General features: G+C 68.2%; 16 protein-coding genes. 3 read left to right on the top strand and 13 right to left on the bottom strand.

The features are described 5' to 3' along the window. Positions 1-148: 148 nt before the first annotated feature. From OG883_RS16240 to OG883_RS16220, 5 genes are all read right to left on the bottom strand, one after another. On the bottom strand, positions 149-1,726 hold the full coding sequence (locus OG883_RS16240) for a hypothetical protein (RefSeq protein WP_266540666.1): 1,578 nt from the start codon (positions 1,724-1,726) through the stop codon (positions 149-151). Between the two features lie 121 nt (positions 1,727-1,847). Beyond that, positions 1,848-2,060, bottom strand: a complete 213-nt coding sequence (locus OG883_RS16235) for a hypothetical protein (RefSeq protein ID WP_266540664.1) — start codon at positions 2,058-2,060, stop codon at positions 1,848-1,850. A gap of 216 nt (positions 2,061-2,276) precedes the next feature. Next, positions 2,277-2,888 (bottom strand): hypothetical protein, encoded by a 612-nt coding sequence (locus tag OG883_RS16230; RefSeq protein WP_266540662.1) that lies wholly within the window; start codon positions 2,886-2,888, stop codon positions 2,277-2,279. Positions 2,889-3,133: 245 nt separating this feature from the next. Continuing rightward, on the bottom strand, positions 3,134-4,585 hold the full coding sequence (gene argG / locus OG883_RS16225; protein ID WP_266540660.1) for an argininosuccinate synthase: 1,452 nt from the start codon (positions 4,583-4,585) through the stop codon (positions 3,134-3,136). A 906-nt stretch (positions 4,586-5,491) separates the two neighbouring features. Continuing rightward, positions 5,492-7,015, bottom strand: coding sequence for a monooxygenase (locus OG883_RS16220; protein WP_266540658.1), 1,524 nt, complete (start codon positions 7,013-7,015; stop codon positions 5,492-5,494). Positions 7,016-7,077: 62 nt separating this feature from the next. On the opposite strand from OG883_RS16220, the gene OG883_RS16215 reads away from it, so the two are divergent. Then, complete coding sequence (locus tag OG883_RS16215; protein WP_266540653.1) at positions 7,078-7,746, top strand: TetR/AcrR family transcriptional regulator; 669 nt, start codon at positions 7,078-7,080, stop codon at positions 7,744-7,746. A 346-nt stretch (positions 7,747-8,092) separates the two neighbouring features. Here OG883_RS16215 and OG883_RS16210 read toward each other — a convergent pair whose 3' ends face one another. The 7 genes from OG883_RS16210 to OG883_RS16180 all read right to left on the bottom strand — a co-directional run bounded on the left by OG883_RS16210 (position 8,093) and on the right by OG883_RS16180 (position 16,572). After that, positions 8,093-9,559 carry a membrane-associated oxidoreductase gene (locus OG883_RS16210; protein WP_266541608.1) on the bottom strand — a complete coding sequence of 489 codons (1,467 nt, stop codon included), beginning with the start codon at positions 9,557-9,559 and terminating at the stop codon, positions 8,093-8,095. A gap of 335 nt (positions 9,560-9,894) precedes the next feature. After that, positions 9,895-10,833 (bottom strand): DUF6879 family protein, encoded by a 939-nt coding sequence (locus OG883_RS16205; protein WP_266540651.1) that lies wholly within the window; start codon positions 10,831-10,833, stop codon positions 9,895-9,897. Positions 10,834-10,875: 42 nt separating this feature from the next. After that, positions 10,876-11,844, bottom strand: coding sequence for an SCO2521 family protein (locus tag OG883_RS16200; protein ID WP_266540650.1), 969 nt, complete (start codon positions 11,842-11,844; stop codon positions 10,876-10,878). 1 nt (position 11,845) lies between these two features. After that, on the bottom strand, positions 11,846-12,802 hold the full coding sequence (locus OG883_RS16195) for an SCO2522 family protein (protein WP_266541605.1): 957 nt from the start codon (positions 12,800-12,802) through the stop codon (positions 11,846-11,848). A 56-nt stretch (positions 12,803-12,858) separates the two neighbouring features. Continuing rightward, a complete protein-coding gene (locus OG883_RS16190; protein WP_266540648.1) occupies positions 12,859-13,776 on the bottom strand; it encodes an SCO2523 family variant P-loop protein in 918 nt (305 codons plus the stop codon). 3 nt (positions 13,777-13,779) lie between these two features. Next, positions 13,780-15,621 carry an SCO2524 family protein gene (locus OG883_RS16185; protein WP_266540647.1) on the bottom strand — a complete coding sequence of 614 codons (1,842 nt, stop codon included), beginning with the start codon at positions 15,619-15,621 and terminating at the stop codon, positions 13,780-13,782. A 99-nt stretch (positions 15,622-15,720) separates the two neighbouring features. Continuing rightward, the gene (locus OG883_RS16180) at positions 15,721-16,572 is read right to left on the bottom strand and encodes an SCO2525 family SAM-dependent methyltransferase (RefSeq protein WP_266540645.1); all 852 of its coding nucleotides are present in this window, start codon (positions 16,570-16,572) and stop codon (positions 15,721-15,723) included. Positions 16,573-16,835: 263 nt separating this feature from the next. Here OG883_RS16180 and OG883_RS16175 point away from each other — a divergent pair, with 263 nt between their 5' ends. Next, entirely contained in the window at positions 16,836-17,405 is a 570-nt protein-coding gene (locus OG883_RS16175; protein WP_266540643.1) for an N-acetyltransferase, read from the top strand. Positions 17,406-17,556: 151 nt separating this feature from the next. Here the strand turns inward: OG883_RS16175 and OG883_RS16170 are convergent, their stop codons facing one another. Continuing rightward, the gene (locus OG883_RS16170) at positions 17,557-18,798 is read right to left on the bottom strand and encodes a cation:proton antiporter (protein ID WP_266540641.1); all 1,242 of its coding nucleotides are present in this window, start codon (positions 18,796-18,798) and stop codon (positions 17,557-17,559) included. Between the two features lie 440 nt (positions 18,799-19,238). Here OG883_RS16170 and OG883_RS16165 point away from each other — a divergent pair, with 440 nt between their 5' ends. Then, positions 19,239-19,772 (top strand): GNAT family N-acetyltransferase, encoded by a 534-nt coding sequence (locus tag OG883_RS16165; protein ID WP_266540639.1) that lies wholly within the window; start codon positions 19,239-19,241, stop codon positions 19,770-19,772. Positions 19,773-19,829: the final 57 nt, after the last annotated feature.

Raw genomic sequence — 19,829 nt, 5'->3', positions numbered from 1 at the left:
ATTTCTCCGGCCGCTCGCGCAGGTCCCGCCACTTGGTCCGGACCTGCTTGTTGAGCCGAAACTGATGGTTCCCGCTCGTTGGTCGGGCGGCTGAACCATCCGTCGCCCACGTCCGGACCGGGCCGCCACGGGCTGGGTCCGATCGACGTCACTCACCGTTCCTGGTCGCGGAGGCCAGGGCTGTTACCACGCTCCGGGTCCAGGAGAACTGGGCCTTCTCCCGCTGTGCCTGGTCGTCGCAAGCGGGATAGCCGAAGGCTCCGTCAGCGCTTTGTTGTCCGATGAGGAACGCGATGGCGTCTCGGGTGATGCGGTGCTGCCGCCATCCGTCATGGACAAGGGTGCGGACGGTGGCTGCGAGCTGGCCGAGGTGGTAAGTCCCTCTGGCTTCACACAGGGTGGTGGCGGCGTGAAGAGGGTATGCGTGGTGCTCGCGTGTCAGGGGCTGCTCGGGGATGACCGTGCCTGGTGAAGGACGGGTGAGGCCGAGGCTGACGAGTCGTTGCACGTTGTCCATGACGTCGGCGGGGACGCTGTCGAGTGAGTCGACCACCGTGGCTGTTGCTTTGAGGAACTCTTCCAGGGAAGGACAGCTGACTTCAGCTGTACGGAGAGCCATGGCGAACTCTCCTGCAATTTCCATGCCTTGTTCCTGCCAGACCTCCGGGTCCGCATCAGCAAGGCTCGCTGCGTAGTGTTCGAGCGCCGGCCGGACAAGTCGGTGTTCCTCGATTGCCGAAGCCCCGACAGCGGCGGCCGTGACTCCGGGCAGTCCGGTACGTGGATCTTGCGTCATGCTCCTGTCGCACAGCCACAGGACGGCGCGCCGGAGCGGCTCCACCAGTACGACGTCCGTTACCGGCAGGCCTGGGCGTGGCTTCGCGACTCGTCGGGGACTCCGTTCCAGCAAACCGGCCAGGGCGGCGACGATGGTGGTGTGGTATCCCTCCGCCCAGTGACGGAAGTCGTCGTTCTCACTCTCGAGTCCGGGATGAATGACGCCCTTGGGTCCGTTCACGCGGCCGTTGTCCTCCTGGACGGATTCCAGGAACCTCCATGCCTGGTCTGCTGCGTCGGAGTCGGTGACACCGAGGCAGAGCAGACAGCACAGCAGCTCCCCGACCAGGTCGGCGTTCGCACGGGCCTCGGCGAGGACGAGAAGTGCTTCCAGGAGTTCGACAGCCTCACCGAGGCTGTATCCGCGGGGCCATACAGGCTCGCGCCGACCGAAGTCCGTGACGTAGAAGATGGTGTGGGTGATGGCGTAGATGTCGCGGTCGGCCATCTTGAGCACGTTCGGACGACGGCACAGGACCGTGAAAGGCAGAACGTCATCCATAGCAGGCAGACCATGCTCGATCCCGCACAGGTGCAGCGTGTGGAGCAGGTCCAGCTGCCGGTAAGGAACCCGCTCGAACGCCGCGGCGTACCCGCCGGCAGCGGCTTGCTGGATGATACGCCGGAATTCAGGGTCGTCACGGCCACAGAGCCGCAGCGCAGCATACGTTCCTGCATACAGCAGGAGGGCGGCTTCGTCCCGTGCGATGAGTTCCCGATAGGAGGGCTGCCGGGCGACGTCCTCAACCTGCTCCAGAATGGCCGCAAAATCGCCGGCAAGAGGAGCCTCGTCAAGGCGGGCGCGAAGCCCCACAAGGAACGCCGTCTCGATCAATGCTTTGCGGGCAAAAAGCACTGTGTCCGGCCGGGCGTTGCGCGGGTCCAGCATGACCCGGCGCGCAGCGAGCCAGGCGACTGCCCGGTCCTCCACCGCGCGCCTTCGAGATGACCGGACGCCGGGATACTCTGTCTTCACTTCGGTCCTCCCGGCAGTCACCTTGATGTGTGGGTCAGCGGTCCGCAGGCGTAGGCGCGGAACCGTCCGCTACCTCGTTGGCGACGACCAGAACGTAGCGTTCCCAGGCCAGCACGTAGCCTGCGACATCGTCGAGCTGGCTGACCTGGCCGACGATGCGCTCCAGAGGAACGCTGAGGTCTACCAGCCCACTGGTCCTCAGGAAATCCAGCGCTTTACGCGCATCAACGGGTGGGGGACAGGACATGAGGAACCTCCCTATTCGGATTCCAGCATTGCCCGTCAACTATCCACCCAGCCAGCAAGATAGCGGAATGCTAAAGCCATAACTCATACTGTCGCATTACTGTTTGGGCCATGCTTCCCTATGCGGTTGCCCTCCGCTCCCGACGCGGGCTGAGGGGTTCCCCGCTGCGTGGGAAGTTCTGATCACTGGTCGGGGCAGGGTGACGGGGTTTCAGGTCTACTTGTTCGGCCGTTGCCTGGTCGGCGTATTACCTCTCCTCGAACCCGATGGGATTGAGGAAGCCAAGGCGTTGCTGGAGGCATCTGGTGTTGCAGAAGCCGTCGATGTACTCGAACAGAGCCAGGTTCGCCCCGGCCCCGGTGGCGAAGGAGGAGTGGGTCTGGTTACCAGACACCCCGGGCCGGTCCTGTCGAAGAAGCCGCCGGTCGGGCCGTCGGCGCCGATGGAGGCCATGCGAACGATCGCGTCCGTGCCCTCTTCGACGCTCTGGGTGCCCTGGTGGCCGTTGAGGTCGGTGGCGGTGTAGCCGCGGTCGACGGCGTTGAACGTGATGGCGGGACAAGCCCTGGCGTACTGCGAGGTGATCATCACCAGGGCGGTCTGGGAGGAGTTGTAGTCCAGCAGCGCCACATGGAACTCGATGCGGTTGGGGTCGGCGGTCGCCGCCAGCGAGCCCAGACCGCTACTGACATTGACGACGACCGGGGTGTCGCCGGCTTCCAGGAGCGGCAGGAAGGCGTGCGTGACGCGCGCGGCGCCGACGACATTGGTGTCGTGCGGCGCCGAGCTTGGCTGGACGGGCCGGCTAAGGAACAAGACCGGCGCCACCGCTCCACGGACCGCACACCGACCTGGTCCACCAGCCGTCCAGACCCAGATCCCGCCCCACTCCACAGCCCCTTCCGTCACCCCCGTCCCCGGTATCCGGGCTGGACGGCGGAGGCGCCGGTGTACAGCGGGCGCGGGGTATCGGCGAAGTACCCCGGCCCGGTGGGCGAACCTCGTACAACTACCGCTTCTGTCGCAGGACGGCATCCACCTCGCCGATGTGGGTGTGCTGCCCGCCGCCCCGGTCAGTCGGTACCGAACTCCATCGCGGCGCGGTCGAGCATCTGGTCGTCGTCGCCCTCGACCTTGCCGCGGGAGGCGATGACCTCGGCGCCGCCTTGCGGCATCGTGCCGATCAGCCCCGTCGAGGCGGCCTGGGCGGCACCGATGAGCGTCGCGTGCGTATTGCCGACGATGCCAAGACCGGCGTACTGCTCCAGCTTGGCGCGGGAGTCGGCGATATCGAGGTTGCGCATGGTGAGCTGGCCGATCCGGTCCACCGGGCCGAACGCCGAGTCCTCAGTGCGCTCCATGGACAGCTTGTCCGGGTGGTAGCTGAATGCCGGGCCGGATGTGTCCATGACCGAGTAGTCCTCGCCGCGGCGCAGCCGTAGCGTCACTTCTCCGGTGACCGCCGAGCCCACCCAGCGCTGCAGCGACTCGCGGATCATCAGCGCCTGCGGGTCGAGCCAGCGGCCCTCGTACATGAGGCGACCGAGCCGCCGGCCCTCGTTGTGGTACTGCGCGACGGTGTCCTCGTTGTGGATCGCGTTGACCAGGCGCTCGTACGCGGCGTGCAGCAGCGCCATGCCCGGGGCCTCGTAGATGCCGCGGCTCTTGGCCTCGATCACCCGGTTCTCGATCTGGTCGGACATGCCCATGCCGTGGCGGCCGCCGATGGCGTTCGCCTCCATCACCAGGTCGACCGGGGTGGTGAACTCCTTGCCGTTGATCGTCACCGGGCGGCCCTGGTCGAAGCCGATCGTCACGTCCTCGGCGGCGATCTCGACCTCGGAGTCCCAAAACCGCACGCCCATGATCGGGTCGACGGTCTCGACGCCGGTGTCGAGGTGCTCCAGGGTCTTGGCCTCGTGGGTGGCGCCCCAGATGTTGGCGTCGGTGGAGTAGGCCTTTTCGGTGCTGTCGCGGTAGGGGAGGTCGTGGGCGAGAAGCCACTCCGACATCTCCTTGCGGCCGCCGAGCTCGGAGACGAAGTCCGCGTCGAGCCACGGCTTGTAGATGCGCAGGTGCGGGTTGGCGAGCAGGCCGTAGCGGTAGAACCGCTCGATGTCATTGCCTTTGAACGTCGAGCCGTCGCCCCAGATCTGCACGCCGTCCTCGAGCATCGCCCGGACCAGCAGGGTGCCGGTGACGGCACGGCCGAGCGGCGTCGTGTTGAAGTAGGAGCGCCCGCCCGAGCGGATGTGGAACGCGCCGCACGTGAGCGCGGCCAGGCCCTCCTCGACCAGTGCCGCACGGCAGTCGACCAGGCGCGCGATCTCGGCGCCGTACGCCGCCGCACGACCTGGCACCGACGCGATGTCGGGCTCGTCGTACTGGCCGATGTCGGCGGTGTAGGTGCACGGGACGGCACCCTTGTCGCGCATCCACGCCACCGCGACGGAGGTGTCGAGGCCGCCGGAGAAGGCGATGCCGACGCGCTCGCCAGTGGGCAGGGAGGTAAGAACCTTAGACATAGGAAGAGTATGCGCTAGAACGCATGATCATGCAACACGGCGGGCGTGGGTGTGCACACAGGAGCCGAGGGCCCAGGTCGCCGGCCTGGGCTCTCGGTGGTGTGCCCCGGCGTCCTGTCTCTGACCCGCACGTCACGCATGCGCACCAGCAGGGCGGCCGCGACCCAGGCAGCCAGGACGCCGAGACCGGCCAGGGATGATGGGCAGACGCTCCAGGCCGGCCGTTGCCTGGACGGCAGGCCCCGTCGGCATTGGGGCAATCTGCTGGAGATGGCGTCTGCCACGCGGGGGCGTCGACCGCATGCGCCACGACCGGGAAGACGTGGAGCAGTCCCAGGAGGAGGCTGATCGCTGTCGCAGCGCCCCGGACCACTGTTGCTGCCGCCGCGATGGCGACCACGTCCTGCCGGAGGGCCGTCCCGGTGAGGGACAGGCGCACGTCGCCCTCACCGCATCCGAGGTCCGGCATTTCACGCTGCGATGATGCCTGCACCGAGTGAGGCGGTTGGGACGATGGTGGGACAAGGAGCAGGCCATCTCCCCCGCGGTGCACAGCATCGTCCCTTCCGCGTGCAGTACGCGACACATGCGGTCCCCCTGCGCAGCCGCGCAACCGCACGCCCCAGCTTGAGCGCGGCGCAGCCGCTCAGCACGCCTGACCCCGCCCCAGGCGATAGCGCGTGGTAGCCGGTCGGGGGCGCAGCCGGGTCCCGGTGAGGTCGGCGGGCAGCGATCGTGATGCCGTCGGGGTGTTCCAGAAACGTGTGAGCGGTGACGGCCGAGAGGCGTTCAGCGGCTGCACGCCCAGCCGTCTTCACGATCACCTGTGCTCGTGACGGCTTCCAGGGCAATGAATCGCCGTCGGAAGGGGAGGCGCTGCGTGTGGTGTGGGCCGCCTCGTGGCCGTCAGACGTCGGCTTCCGCCGTTGCGCCGGTCCAGGTGGCCAGGGCTGTGGTCCGCTGCGAGACGAGCGTATGGGCATCGGACGTTCGGGTGGCCCAGGCGATGTGTCCGTCGGGACGGACGAGGATTTCCGTCACTCCGTTGAGGTCGGCGTGTTCGTCATGTCGCAGGACGGTATGGGCGGTGAGGTGTGAGTTCTGGCCGAGAGCAGGGGCCGGCGAACGAGGGATGCTGCCGGTGAGGTCCAGCAGGAGGAAGCGGCCTCGGACCAGCAGTTCGTGGACCCGCTCCGCCTCCGAGTCGGCGACGGTGAGCCCCACGTCGGGCATCCGCCGCCCTATGAGCGGGTCCGCCGAGGGCTCCGCGGGCGGGTAGGCGGTGCCCAGCGCCGAAATCTGTTCCGCGAGCAGATGGTTGACCTCCCCCAGCTGCAGAAGTTGGTCGAGGAGGGCGCGCAGTGCGGCGGCGGGCCGCTGGTACTGCGGCAGGAGGGTGAGCTCGGCCAGCAGGGTCTGGACTTCGGTGTTCTCGGTAACGGCCCGTCCAGCGGGGCGGCGTTCGGTGTTGTAGGTGTCGAGCAGCCCGACCGGGGCCCGGCCCTGTGCCGTGGCCGCGAGCTTCCAGCCCAGGTTCATCGCGTCCTGGAGGCCGGTGTTGAGGCCCTGTCCGGCCGCGGGGAAGTGGATGTGCGCGGCGTCCCCGGCGACAAGGACACGGCCTGAACGGTAGGTGTCGGCGAGGCGGGTCGCATTACCGAAGCGGGAGAGCCACTGAGGATCCGCCACGGCGCAGTCGGAGCCGCAGATCCGCTCCAGTGAGGTTCGGAACTCCTCGAGCGTCACCGGCTCCTTCGAAGGGATCCGCATCCTGTCAGGATCGATGTAGACGAATCGGGTGAGTCCGTGCTCCAGAGGCGCGATCAACACGCCCTGGGCGCGCGCTGCCTCGAGTGCGGCGGGGTCCGCTCCGACAGCGGCGAAGTCTCCGAGGACCCCCGTCAGTGTCTCGCCCGTTCCCGGGAAGGCGATACCGGCCGCCTGTCGCACGGTGCTCCGGGCGCCGTCGCACCCGACCGCGTATCGTGCCCGCAGAGTCTCGGCGCCGGCGGGCCCGTGCGCCTGCAACACGACGCCGTCGTCATCCTGGCGCAGATCGGTGGTCTCGTACCCACGGCTGATCTCCACACCCAGTTCACCCGCCCGCTGCTCCAGCAATGCCTCGGTGTGAGCCTGGGCGAGGAAGAGAGTGTAGCCGTGCCGCGTGTCCAGCGCGGTGAAGTCCAGCCGGGTCGGGAGCCCGGCGAAGTGCCAGCCGGGCACCGGCCTGCCGAGTGCGAGGAAGCGCGGTGCGAGCCCGCGCATGTCCATCAGTTCCATGCTGCGCGGGTGCAGGGTCAACGCCCGGGAGTCCCGTCGGCGTTCGGTGCGGCGCTCCAGTACCCGGGTGCGTACGCCGGCCAACGCCAGCTCGCAGGCGATCATCAGCCCTGTCGGACCAGCTCCGACGACCAGCACATCGGTGTCCATTCCGAACCTCTCCCATTTAGTGAACAGCGTTCACGTGAACGCTGTTCACTATAATCGGCCCCATGAGCAATCCGTCAACCCCCGCCCGAGGCCGCCCGGCACGCCTGGACCCCGCGGCCACCGTCGAGACCGCCCTCGACCTGCTCGACGAGGCAGGACTGGATGCCTTGACCATGCGGCGCCTGGCCGATGCGATGGGTGTCCAGGCAGGCGCCCTCTACCGCTACTTCGCCACCAAGCAGGACCTGCTGACGGCCATGGCGGAGCGGATACTCGCCGAAGCCCTCGCCCCTGAAGGCTCCACGGACGGAGACTGGGACAGTCGGCTACCTGCCCTGGCGAGGGGAATGCGCGCGGCGCTCCTCGCGCGACGCGATGGTGCTCGCGTCTTCGCCGGAACGCACTCGACCGGCACCCATACCTTGACCTTCGCCGACACCGTGATCGGCGTTCTGCGCGACGCCGGCTTCGACGACGACGCCGCCGCACGCACTCTGTTGACGGTGACCAGCTTCACTGTTGGCCACACCTTGGAAGAGCAAGCAGCCCTGGGTCACCACAACGGCGCCCCGGCGGACGCCAACCGCTTGCGCGAGGCCGTGGCCGACGAAGGGTACCCACACCTGACGGCCACACTGCCCCTGCTCACAGGCTCGGACTTCGCTGCGCACTTCGAGTTCGGTCTTCGCCTGCTCGTGCAAGGACTACGAGACCTGCGACAGCAAGGCTGACGTACGTCGGCCGGGGGTGAGCAGGCGTTCCTGCGATCCCGTCGCAGGGCTGACAGGCCAACGATCCGGTCACTGAGGCGTGCTGATCGTCAATCGCCAGCACAAACGGCTCCCCTCTGAGAGGACGGCGCAGGTGTGCTCAACGCCCGAGTTCGTTGCCGCGCTGCCCGTGACGGTCGTGAGCGCTGCGGAAAGCCAGGTGAGCAGGGACCGCACCGCGAAGGAGGTCTTACCGGTTTCGCTCACCTCCCCATACACCCGACCCAGCTGCACGATGACGAACTCCTCCAGCGCAAGGACGTCCTCAGAGGGCGTTCAGCGAGGTTCTCGCGGGTTCTGGTGGGGGTCATTGGCGGCTGACCGTACGGGTCACGCCCGTGACGATCGTCGTCGCCAGGATCCAGCCGGTGATGATCAGGGTGTACGACAGCCACTGGTGCCGGCCGTCAGGGGCGAACGCCGACTCCTGGCCGAAGTTGATGACCGGCAGGAGCAGGTCGAGGGTGTAGAAGACCGGGTTGAAGTCAGGGGCCTCGTCCGCCTTGATGGGGCGTGGGTGGTCCAGGCCGTACGCGATCGATCCGATCGTCATGAGGGACAGCAGCCAGACGGCCGCGCGCAACGGGCGGAAGCCGTAGCCGACGGTGGCGTCCTGGACGTACCCCCACAGCCGCCCGTACCAGGTGAGCGTGGCGCGTCGGCGGCGCTGCTTGGCGAGTTGGACGAGCCGGGCCGCGTCGTCGTCACCGACGTGACGGTAGGCGGCCGTCAGTTGCTCATAGCCGTACGGCTCATACCGGTCGCCGTCCCGCTCCAGCATCGGAAGGCGGCGTTCGGCCGGCTCGTGCGGGGTGAGTACGGTGTACGTGAGATTGCTGAGATGCACCTGGTCCGGCAGCATCTCCGGTTCAAGGGTCAGGATCTCTATGTGAGAACGCCGCAGATTCAGGGCGCCCTCGATGCGATCGCCCCTGCGCAGCCAGAGTTCACCAATGACACAACTGCTCGCACGCAGTGCCGTGTCGCCCGGATTCGACAGGTGGGCGTGGAGCAGGTCGAGACGGCCCGATATGCGCGAACCTCGGAGCTCGACCCGGCCCTGCGCTCGTACGCACCGCGCCCGTACATGGGCTCCCACGGTGAGGTTCTGCGCGTCCAGCGCGGTGCCATCGGGCTTGTTGAACTCGGCGTCCTGAACGTTGATCCGCCCGGCGACGGAGGCGCCGGTGAGCCGTACCTGTCCGTGTGCGCGCATCTCTGGCGCCCACACGTCGTCCCCGATCGCGGCCTGGTTGAGCTGCAGCACCGGCTCGGAGTCGTCCGGCGCCGTGAACTCCGCGCGTTCCATGAAAAGCGCCCCGGAGATCTGCGCCCCGCCGAGCCGCACCGGCCCCCGCACACGGCAGTCCGTCATCCGCAGCACCCCCTCGACCCGCAAGGTCGCCGAGGTCAAGCCCGGCAGAACGGACTTGCTCAGATTGAGCTGGCGCAGCTGGGCACCGTACAGGTTGGGAACACCGTCGAATTGGCAGTGGCTCAGCCGGATGGCGGCGTCGATCGTGGCGTACTTCAGGTCCAGTACGCCGGTGATCCGCGCCCCCGTGATCTTGAGCGCGGCGATCTCCCCCTCCTCCTGCGGAGCCTTGAGCAGCAACGCCCGCAGCACACTCGCCCGTACAGTCCGCTCGGCGCCCCACGTGTTGCCGAGCGCCGGATCCTCGTTCTCGGCGGCGCGGAAGTCCACGGGCTCGCCTCGCGGAAAGGCCCGCCATACACGCACCTCGGCAGGCGTCAGATCGTTGGTCTCGCTCACGCCGGGACTCTGACGTGCTGCGTTCGAGCTGTCAACTGCCGTTGTGAGCAGGGTGATCTGCGCACCCAGCCGCTCGGCGGTCTCACGGACGAGCTGCTGCCGGTTGTCGATCGTGTCCAGGCGTTGCCTCATCAACGCTCCCGCCGGTTCGGGGATGACGGGGCTCCTCCGGGATTTCCGCCGGATCAACCCCACGCAACGACACGAACCCCGGCCCTGAACACGACGACGGCCTGCACAACCCCAACGAGGTCGTACAGGCCGTCGTCACGCAGGCCTCCCGATTCACCGACAGCATGCGCTCCTGGTCGGGGCCTTCCTCGTACGGCCGGGGCCTACTCCCCGGCTTCCCACAGCGCCTTGAATCGCTGGACACGCTTGGACACCCGGTCGGCACGCAGGTCCATGATCGTCTTCGTGTTCACGCCGCGCAGGTCGAAGCCGATCTCGTACGACAACGACTCGTCGAAGACGATGAAGTCGTTGGTCTCGTCCATCCGGGCGATCGGCGAGAGTTCCGACAGCGCGAGGACGCGTACCTCGATCCCCAGGCTCTGCTGGTTGTCGCAGAACTGCTGGAGTTCGGGGCTGTTCTGCTCGGGCGTCTCCACAATGAACAGCCGCCGGATCCGCACCTGCCGCTCCTTGACCGCGTCGCGCTGCGCCCGCAGATACCGCTGACCCAGCTCGCTCGGCCAGAAGTCGCGGTCCACGGAGGTGCTGGTGGCGTCGATGGTCGTGGCGGCGCAGTGGGTGAGGCTCACGATCCAGTCGTGGTCCTCACCCTCGTAGTCGACGAGCTTCTGGTTGAGGTTCTCCATCAGCGTGGTGAGCCTGCTGATCTCCTCCCGCGCGAAGGCCTGCATGATCGCGGGAGCGCTCGACCCGACCTGGGTCGCACTGCGTACCAGGCGGGTGACTCCGTCCGGCGGCAGCGCCGACCGGTCCACCAGGCCGAAGAGTTCGGTGACCTCGTTGATACGGGCGAAGCCGCGGGCGACCAGCCGCCGCATCTCGGCGTTGTGATCGGTGAGGGTGCCTTCCACCCCGCCGAGCCGCCGCTCGAAGTCGATCATGTACTGGATGATCAGCGCCGCGCCTCCCAGAAAGATGGAAGCGGTCAGTTTCCACACCTCGGGCTGATCGGTGATGTTCGTGAGGAGGTACGCCGTCCCGCCGATGAGCGCCGTGATCAGCGTCTTCAGCAGGAACGGTGGTAAGCCCAGCGGTCCGGAGGTGCTCCCCGAGCCTTGCGTTCTCGACGATCCGTCCATATGTCTGAATCCCCCCGTTGGGATCGTGCGCGTGTCCGCCCGTCAGCGGCTTGTCAGGGCATCGCGCTGCATGGGAATGGCCTGCAGGGCAAGTTGGTCCCTGATCCGCTGGACCAGGGTCTGCCACTGCCGGGTGAATCCCGGTTCCCGCTCCAACACCTCCCACAGCGGGCCCAGAGTCCGGTCCACGCGAGCTTTCGGCATCCACAGGTGCAGTAGGTGATCGACGGCCGGACGCAGCGCTATGACAGCGTCGCGTCCGTCGACCGACCCGAGCCGGCTGCGCTCGACCATCCGTACGAGGGTCGTGAGCAGCCAGTCGTGCAGGGCCAGGTCCTCGCAGAGTCCCGCGGCGGCGGGTCCCGTAGCCGCCGGCAGGCGCAGCTCCAAGGTGCGCAGCCCGTCCTCGGCAAGGGTGAAGCGTTCGATCGAAGGGCCCTCGCCGTCCAGAGCTTCCAACGCGACCCAGCGCAGCCGAGTGCGCTGGGACTTGAAGGGTGCCCGCTGGTCGAGCAGTTGATGCCTCAGGACCTTGCCGAGCAGTCGTTCGGCGATCGCTCCGACGTCCAGTTCGCCGGGCTGCCGGGTCGGGATCAGGAATCCGTCGGCGACCGCCCGGTCGGACAGCTTCCCGAAGGGTTCGACCACTCCCGGCCGGGCCAGGTAGTGGCCCCATGGCTGCCGCTGGTCGGGTCCGGAGGCCGGGGACCGGAAGAGGGCGCCGGACTGAAGGACGCGGCCCCCGGTGAGCACGGCACGGGCCGAGACGGTCCCGACGGCCCGGATCCTGGCACCGGAGGTGGTGGGCAGCCGGCAGTCCACGCCGGTGAGCACGTCCGCCGAGACGGCGTAGGGATTGGGGCGTTCGGAGACCCGGACCCGTTCGTCGGCGCGCAACCGCAGCAGGTCGGCGGCGGCGCGGCCGGGCAGCGACTGTGAGTGCTGGAGCAGACAGGTCCGCACCTCCCCGCAGGCCAGTACCAACTCCATGGTGTCCCCCGGGACAGTCATGTCAGGGTCCTGCGTAGAAGACGTAGGAGGCACGGTCCGCGATCTCGTCCGGGACCGCCATGCCCTCGCGGGCGGAGCGCTCGGCGACCTGACGCAGCGCGCCCGGGTCGGCGTCGACCTGGTCGAGGATGACCCGGACGGCGTGCTCGACGGGCAGGAACCGGGACGGCAGTACGGAGGCGGTGCGGTACGCGGAGAAGGGTGCCGCCGTGGCGTTGAGCTGGACGAGCGACGGCAAGTCGTCCCACTGGCTCGGGAACGCACCTCCGGACCAGGGCCGGGGCCGCAGCACGGGCTCGCCGTGGTGCCGCAGCAGGCCGAGCCGCGCCAGCTGCCAGACGGCGGCGAGGAAGGGGCAGGACCAGGTGCGGCGGTCGTTCCGGTTGTCCCACAGCTCCACGTCCACGAAGACGGAGTGGCGGCGGGCCGCGGTCTCGGCGGGGGGCCGCCAGGACGGGACCTGGGCCATGGCCTCCAAGGTCCCGGCGTCCGGGCCGCGTTCGCCGTTGGCGAGCCAGCCGGTCTCCCCGGCCGGCGGCCGGGAGCCGTCGCTGCCGGTGGGCGGTGACTCGACGAGACGGTGCTCCACGGCTTCGGCGACGCCGATACCGTCGGCGACGGCGCAGCCGGACTCACGGGCCAGGTAGTCGATCGTCAGCCCGGCCTTCTCGGCCTCCGCGAGCAGGGTCGGTACGAGTTCGGCGGGCGAGGAGAAGCGGGTGAAGTAGTCGTCGATCAGGAAGCACGTGCTGATCCTGGGCTGCCGGCCGCCCACCGCGGCGGACGCGCGTACCGCGTCTGCCCAGGGCCGTACCCGGGCGAAGTGCTCGCGCAGCCGCTCCGGGCCGGCTTCGAAGTCCTCCATGTAGAGGTGGCCGAGTTCGAGGGAGACATGGGCGAGCGGCACGGACTGCGTGCGCGGTTCCGCGGCGGTCTCCCGGAACACCGCTGCGGACATGCCTCCGGAGAGGGCGTCCGGACCGGCACTCGGCACGGCTTTGCCCGTGGTGTCCGTCATCGCTGCCCCCACGCGTCGTCGTCGGTCAGCCGGGTCGCGAGGTCTTCGAGTGCCTGCCGGGTCTCCATGTTCGCGACCCGGCTGGCGAGGACGTCCTCGTCGGTGATCAGCTGCTCGCGCCACTGGAGCACGGGCTCCAGCGGCACGGCCCCCAGCACCCGGCTGAAGCCGATGTCCAGTTCGGCCGCGAGCTTGTTGAGGTCCTGGTCGCACTTGCGCATCCACGCGGACTGCGCGGGCGGCACCTGGGACCACAGTGCCGACTCGGGGTCGGGCACCGCGGCCCGTACGAAGCGGATACTGCCCCGCAGCCGGTCCTCGTCATGTCCGCGGGCCACGCCGCCGGCGATGATGCCCCGCGTACCGAACACCAGCCCGGCGGCGGCGATCACATGCTGCCGGGTCCAGCGGTGGTAGACGAGCCAGCGGGCGTCGACGTCCCGCAGTTCCGGCCGTGAGGTGGCTTCGAGCACCATGTCCGTCGCATAACTGCGGCCCGCGCTCAGATCGACCACGACCAGGTCAAACTCGCTGTTCAGCCGCAGGAACAGGTCGACGCACCGACTCAACGCGTCCTTGCCGACGGCGAATTCGCCCCCGCTGCGGTCGCCGGGGAGGAGCACCAGACTGCCCGAGCCGGTCGGCCGGTAGCGCAGCACCTCGTGCTCGGTCTCGGCCCATACGTCGATCCGTACCGGCTCGGTGGCCTTGCCCTGGAGGTACGAGTGGAGACCGCCCTGCTCGATGCCGCGCAGCGCGCTCGGAACGTCGAAGACCGCGGCGGCGGTGGGTGATCCGAAGTCGAAGTCCAGGTAGCAGACATCGTCTCCGGCGAGCGCCCTGCGGTAGGCGACATTGGCGCTGGTGACGGAGCGGCCGGTGCCTCCCTTGTCGGAAGCGGCGAAGACGAGCACCGTTCACACTCCCCGGGAGGCGGTATGCCTGGCCAGCGCCAGGGTGTCCAGTTCGCCGAGCACGTCCAGGGTCAGCGCGACGGCCGTACCGGGCTGGTCGTCGAGAAGGAGCCGGGCACGGCGGAGTTTGACCTCGACGCTCTTGAGTGCGATGCCGTGGGAGCCGTCGGCCTGGGAGGTGGGTTCCAGTTGTTCGTTGCCGAGGAGGTGCGTGGCCTCGCTCAGCAGGGCGGCGGCGAGGGTGGCCAGTTCGGCGCTGCGGATCGGCGGCTGGGTGTAGAGCTGGCGCGCGGCGACCATGCACTCAGTGACGCGCTCGGTGATGCTCCACGACAGCGGGCCCTCGTTGGGCGGCGCCTCGGGATAGGCGGCCTGGATGTGGTCCCACAGGCCGGCGCCGTCGCCGTTCCTGATCCGGCGGATCCAGACGTGGTCGAAGATCCGTTCGGCGAGGCGGAGCAGCCGGTCGTGTGCGGATATGTTCCGGGACAGCGCGCAGAGCTGGATGCTCCGCTTGAGCAGCTGTGCCGAGAAGTCACCCATTGTCCACTGCATCGGAGGTCCGATGGTCTGGCTGCCCTGGAGCGGCAGCCGGACACCGGGCTGATGCAGTCCGATGGCCGGGTCGTTCTGGGTCATACGGCTGGTGATACGGCCCCGCTCGGCGAGGCGTTCCATGATGCCGACGGTACGGGTGAGGTCGTCGTCGGTGGCGCGGCGGCGCACGAGGTCCTGGACGAGGATGGCGGCGACGGAGAGCGAGAAGTACTCGGACTCCAGCCGCTGTCCCGTCGTACGCCAGGGGATGTCCTCCAGCGGCCAACTGCCGTCGCCGAACCGGGCGATGCCCGACCAGTACTGCTGGGTGACCTCCCAGCGCAGTCGTAACGCCTCGGCCAGCCGCTGCTGTTCGGTATTGAGCAGACCGAGCGTGAGCGTGCGGTCGGAGAACAGGTCCTGGATGCCGTCGAGGGCGACCACGGTGAAGTAGAGGTACGGAATGGGGTCCGCGACCCCGTCCGGCTGCGGGCCGATCGGCTCGACCGTCTCCACCGGCGGGGCGTCCCGCACCAGGCTCCAGGCCCAGCCGATCTCGAAGAGCTGGTTGTCGTCCTTGATGCGGTCGGCTACATCGACACCGAGGATGAAACTCTCGCTGACCGTGGCGCGCAGCGCCTTGAACCGGCGCTGGAACTGCTGGAGGACGATCCGCTCGGAGATCTGTCCCTGGCCGAGGAGCTTGCCGAGGGTACGGCCCTGGGGCTCCTCGGGGTCGAAGACGTTCACGGTGAACGAGCGCAGCAGGCTGACCATCGCGGCGGTGAGCCGGGTCTCGGTGGCGGTCTTCAGCTCGTCGATCAGGGCCCGTACCTCGGCGCGGCGCGTCTTCGTCTCGTAGACCTTGAGGAAGCCGAGGGTGGCGAGGGAGAGGGTGATCGACATCGAGAAGGAGTCGACGACGCCCAGTTCCCGCTGCTCAGGGGTGAGGTCCTGCTCGGGATCGCCGGAGATGAAGTAGTTACCGCCCGCGAAGCTCGGCCTCTTGTCCTCCGCCGCGTGGGTGCGCATGAACTCCGCGAGGGCCGTGACGAGCTTGCCGGGGAGTTCCAGACGCCCTCCGACGTTCTTCAGCGCCGACTGGACGTCACGTTCCGTCGTGTCCGGGTCGTCGAGCCGGAACGCCGGGATCTCGGTGGCCGGATACATGAGGCAGAGCAGACGTTCGGCATCCGCGACACTGCTCCTCCCGCCCCACTCGCCCCACTCCCATTCACCGTCCTCGAACGAGTGGCGTGCAATTGCCTGCCAGATATCCAGCAGATGCTGGCGTGGCTTGATCTGCATCCCCATATCCCTTGTACAGGCCCCCGTGCCATAAGTCGGGAAGCGATCATCAGTTGTTTTTCAGATCACTCGGTCCCCCGTCGGCCACCCGGCCGCCGGTTATGCGGAATTGCGCCGACCGCAGGCCACGATCATGCCTTCGTAGCCGGGCCGCAGCGCGCCGCCAGGCATGCCGATGGACGCGATCCTGACGTCCCCCTCGGCGTACGGGACCACGCTGTCCCGGACCTCGGCCGCGGTCACGCTGCACGCCGGGAAGAACTGCTCGCCGACCTTGTATCCCCGCGACCCCTCCATGAAAGCGGCCGCGAAGGGAGCTCCCGGCGCCAGGGCGTGCATGAAGCGCTCGACACCGGTCTCGAATTCCTGATGGGACGTCGACATCGACTCGGCGACGAAGAACATGGTCCCCATGGACCACCGCCCCCGGTAGCGATCGAGGGAGAAGAGATCGCCCTGTTGGACCTCGACGGTGCGCCTGAACCTGGCCCGCGGTTCCTCGTCGCCGGGCAGGTCGCGGTAGGCGTCCTCCTCGCACAGCACGTCCCAGAAGTCGTTCCAGTGCGCGTCGTAGTGAGGGCGCTGGCCTTCGAGGTACTCGACGTTGGCGGCGGAGCGTTCGAAGAGGGTGATGGCGTCGCACCAGGGGAGCATGGAGAGGGCGGGGTAGAGGTTGGCCCCAGCGCCCACGTCGATCCCGAGGACAGGACCGCCGGACCGCCCCGTCCCGGTCGCTCCCGCCTCCCCGGATCTGCCCGGCCTCTCACGGAAGTAGTCGCTGAAATGGTCCCGGACCATGTGCAGGATCTGCGCGTCGTCGGATCGCAGAAAGCGATAGTTTCGATCAACGTAGGCAGCGGAGTCGAACAAGTCCCAGGAAGCCTCGGCATTCAGCTCCTGCTGGACTTCTCGCGATTTCCCGTCCGCGACGTCGGGCGACCTCAGATCCATCTTTCAATGATAGGGCCACAACTCCCTCCCCGTCCCGCGTTGTGCCTGCCTTGTGAGTGACCGCGCGCGAACGAGGGCGCACGGGGGGCGCACTGCGGCGTGTATGCATTTCCGTCCTGATCCTGCCTTGAACGGCCAGGTCGGGCGGGTGATGCTGGTCCGATCCGGCAGCTGTCGGCACCCCGACGGACCGGACGCACGCCGCTCCACTCGTGTCACCCGTACGAGCCCATGTCACCTTGACCACCTCTCGAGGATGCGGCATGACTTTTCTTCCCCGCACCGACACCGGCACCGACGACGGCCTCGCCTCACGCGTCCCCGTTCCTGTCCCCGCCCCGATGCGTTTCGCCGGGCCGGACGGCCGGCTCCTGCGGCTGAGAGCGGTCACCGAGGAGGACCTGCCCGAACTGCACCGCCTGGACAAAGAGATATTCCAGGAGGAGGCGTACCCGTACTTCGTACTGAGGCAATTCTATGACCTCTACCGGGACGACCTGTTCGTGCTGGACGACGGCAGGACGTTCCACGGCTACGTACTGGCGGGCACCAAGCCGGACAAGAGCCGCAGTTGGATACTGGGCCTGGCCATACACCAGCAGCGGCGAGGTCATGGCCTCGGCCGGTGGCTGATGGGAGAGGCACTGCACCGGCTGCGCGCGGAGGGGGTCGGCGAGGTCTGGCTCACCGTGGAACCCGCCAATACCACGGCCATCAAGCTCTACGCGGCAATGGGCTTCACCCGCCTCGGGCATCGCGACGACTACTTCGGCCCCGGCGCCGACCGGCTGCTGATGACGCTCCCGCTGATGACCGACGGGCTGACGGGCTGACGAGCCCGCGTTCGTGGTCCATCGCTGACCGGGGCGCCCGGGCCGGCCGACGACCTCTCGGGCCGCGCTGGTCCGTGGCTGCAGTGGTGAGCCGACGCCGGTGGCCGCAGGCGCGTCCACCTGTTGGGTGGACCAGCCGGTGCCGAGCCCGTCACGGTTCGTCGTCCCGGCGTGATTCCGCGAGCACACCGGCCCGGCCGTCGCCGGCGCGCCGGGCGTAGAGTCGGCCGATCGGCTCGCTGCTCAGTCCGTGCAGCACAATGCTGAACATGACGGTGATCACCATGACCTGGGCGATGAAGTCCGCGCTGCCGTCCGGCAGATCGATGACCGCGAGCGACCCGAACACGATGGATGTCACGCCTCTCGGGCCCATCCAGCCCAGGAACAGTTTGTCCGCCGTCCTCAATCCCGTCCCCGTGAGCATCAGCAGGACGGGAAGCATGCGGACCACCGTGACGGCGAGCAGCGCATAGAGGATGACCGAGACCTCGAAGCCGCCCCAGAACGCGTTGTTGACGATCTGTCCGAACAGGAACCAGAGCGCGAGGGTCATGAGGACGACCAGGTCGTCGGTCATCTCCACCGTGCTCCCAGGAAGCCGCCGCACGGCCGGGGCGAAGCAGATACCGGCCACGAAGGAGGCGACGAACCCGTTCCCTCCCAGAGCACCGGACAGGGTGTAGGCCGCCACCGGGACGGCGAGCATGCCGAGCCTCATCGCCGACGGCTGGGTCCACCCGTACGACCACGATGTGCGCAGCAGCCAGCCGGCCGCACCGCCGACGGCCAGGCCTGCGGCGAGGGCCCACGCGGCTGCCTCGACCGCTGCCAGCAGCGCGTCCGCGTAGTCGGCATGCGCGCCATGTGATTCGGCAGCGACGGCAATGCAGAGGAGAAAGACGGGCGAGATGATTCCGTCGTTGAGGCCCCCTTCGACGTTGAGCACCTCACGCAGCCGGGCCGGGATTCTGTGGTCCCGGACGACGGCCGCTGTGGGGGCCAGATCCAGCGGGACGACGACGGTCGCCAGGACCGCCAGCAGCCAGCCCGACTGCCCGGGAAAGATCAGGTACCCGGCCAGGAACGCGGCGCACAGGGTGAGCGGGAGCGCACCGGCGAGCAGGCGCAGAACCAGGCCCTTCTCCCGCCCGAGGATTCCGCCGGGAACCTCGATGGCGTCCACGAAGAGCAGCAGGGCCAGGACGACTTCCACCGCGTGCTCGAACACGGCCGTGTCGAGATCGAAACGAAGCGGGGGGTCCGATCCTCCGGTCAGCGCGATACCCGCCACCATCATCACGATGGGCGCGGTGATACTCCATCGCGAAAGCCGGTGCGCGAGAAGCGACCAGACGAACAGAATTCCCGCGATGACCGCGACAGCAAGCATGCCACCCGCTTTCCTGCTCTGAGCGCCCCCGCTCTCGCACCGAGCTTAGGCGGGGAGTGCACGCAGTCGTTGCCGACGCTGCCGAGGAATTCGCCCATTGCTCATGTGACCCGGGCACTCCAGGAGCCGAAGCCCACCTCACAGAGAGCTGAGGAACTGGCGATGGTGCTCGGTGCAGAGCGGGAGCGTCTGCTACTGGCGCGGTCCACGTACTGCTCGCGGCCGGGGCGCAGGCCAGTGGGCCACGGCATCCCTACTCCCCCGAGCTCGCGTTACGTCCCGGTGGGCTGGTCAAGATCGGCACCTCTCCGCTGAGAATCAAAGGAATCGGTGACGACGGGCATGTCATCTCCGCCGAGTTCTCGGCGATGGTCGTGCCGCTCGGGGCGTACATGAACGCTTCGGTTGACCGAGATCCGGCACGAACAGATCATGGCGAGATGACGGACCGCCTCTCTTCCGCACTGCCAACCGTGGTGCGGCTCAAGGAATATACGAAGACCGACCAGATCGAAATCCTCGGCGACAGTGCCGATCCCTTCGGCGTGGCAGACGCCGGCTTGACGTGGCTGCCCAAAGAGGATCATTTCGGTGTCAGGCGGAAGGGCCGCCTCGTCGCACACGCCGGTCTGCTGCGGTTACCCATATCGATCGGCGGAACCGGCACACAGGTCGTGGGCGTCGGCGGGGTGGCTGTCGCGCCTGATCTACGGGGGCACGGACTGGCACGGTTGGTCGTATCGGCGGCCCTGGACCACGCACGCACCATGGGGCCGCAGCACGGACTTCTCTTCTGCCGGCCGCCCCTCGTCCCGCTCTACCAGCGACTCGGCTGGCGAACGCTTGAGCAGGACGTCCGCGTCGAGCAACCCGAGGGACCCGTGATCATGCCGCTGCGGACCATGTGGACGCCACTGCACGCCCGGGCGAATTGGCCTACTGGAGCGGTACGCCTGCTCTCGCTCCCCATGTGACCGATGGCTCCGGTGAGTGCCGTCCCCGGCCCGACGGCCCTCACCGGTGTCAATGGC

The sequence above is a fragment of the Streptomyces sp. NBC_01142 genome, assembly GCF_026341125.1.
GTDB lineage: Bacteria > Actinomycetota > Actinomycetes > Streptomycetales > Streptomycetaceae > Streptomyces.
The sequence above is the reverse complement of the archived record's forward strand: the minus strand, read 5'-3'. Positions and strand labels throughout refer to the sequence as shown.

Excerpts from the sequence above, each read along its gene's own strand:
- OG883_RS16240 (WP_266540666.1), bottom strand. The coding sequence starts at position 1,726 with ATGCTGGACCCGCGCAACGCCCGGCCGGACACAGTGCTTTTTGCCCGC.
- OG883_RS16235 (WP_266540664.1), bottom strand. The coding sequence starts at position 2,060 with ATGTCCTGTCCCCCACCCGTTGATGCGCGTAAAGCGCTGGATTTCCTG.
- argG (WP_266540660.1), bottom strand. The coding sequence starts at position 4,585 with ATGTCTAAGGTTCTTACCTCCCTGCCCACTGGCGAGCGCGTCGGCATC.
- OG883_RS16220 (WP_266540658.1), bottom strand. The coding sequence starts at position 7,015 with ATGGACACCGATGTGCTGGTCGTCGGAGCTGGTCCGACAGGGCTGATG.
- OG883_RS16215 (WP_266540653.1), top strand. The coding sequence starts at position 7,078 with ATGAGCAATCCGTCAACCCCCGCCCGAGGCCGCCCGGCACGCCTGGAC.
- OG883_RS16205 (WP_266540651.1), bottom strand. The coding sequence starts at position 10,833 with ATGGACGGATCGTCGAGAACGCAAGGCTCGGGGAGCACCTCCGGACCG.
- OG883_RS16200 (WP_266540650.1), bottom strand. The coding sequence starts at position 11,844 with ATGACTGTCCCGGGGGACACCATGGAGTTGGTACTGGCCTGCGGGGAG.
- OG883_RS16195 (WP_266541605.1), bottom strand. The coding sequence starts at position 12,802 with ATGTCCGCAGCGGTGTTCCGGGAGACCGCCGCGGAACCGCGCACGCAG.
- OG883_RS16185 (WP_266540647.1), bottom strand. The coding sequence starts at position 15,621 with ATGCAGATCAAGCCACGCCAGCATCTGCTGGATATCTGGCAGGCAATT.
- OG883_RS16180 (WP_266540645.1), bottom strand. The coding sequence starts at position 16,572 with ATGGATCTGAGGTCGCCCGACGTCGCGGACGGGAAATCGCGAGAAGTC.
- OG883_RS16175 (WP_266540643.1), top strand. The coding sequence starts at position 16,836 with ATGACTTTTCTTCCCCGCACCGACACCGGCACCGACGACGGCCTCGCC.
- OG883_RS16170 (WP_266540641.1), bottom strand. The coding sequence starts at position 18,798 with ATGCTTGCTGTCGCGGTCATCGCGGGAATTCTGTTCGTCTGGTCGCTT.
- OG883_RS16165 (WP_266540639.1), top strand. The coding sequence starts at position 19,239 with ATGACGGACCGCCTCTCTTCCGCACTGCCAACCGTGGTGCGGCTCAAG.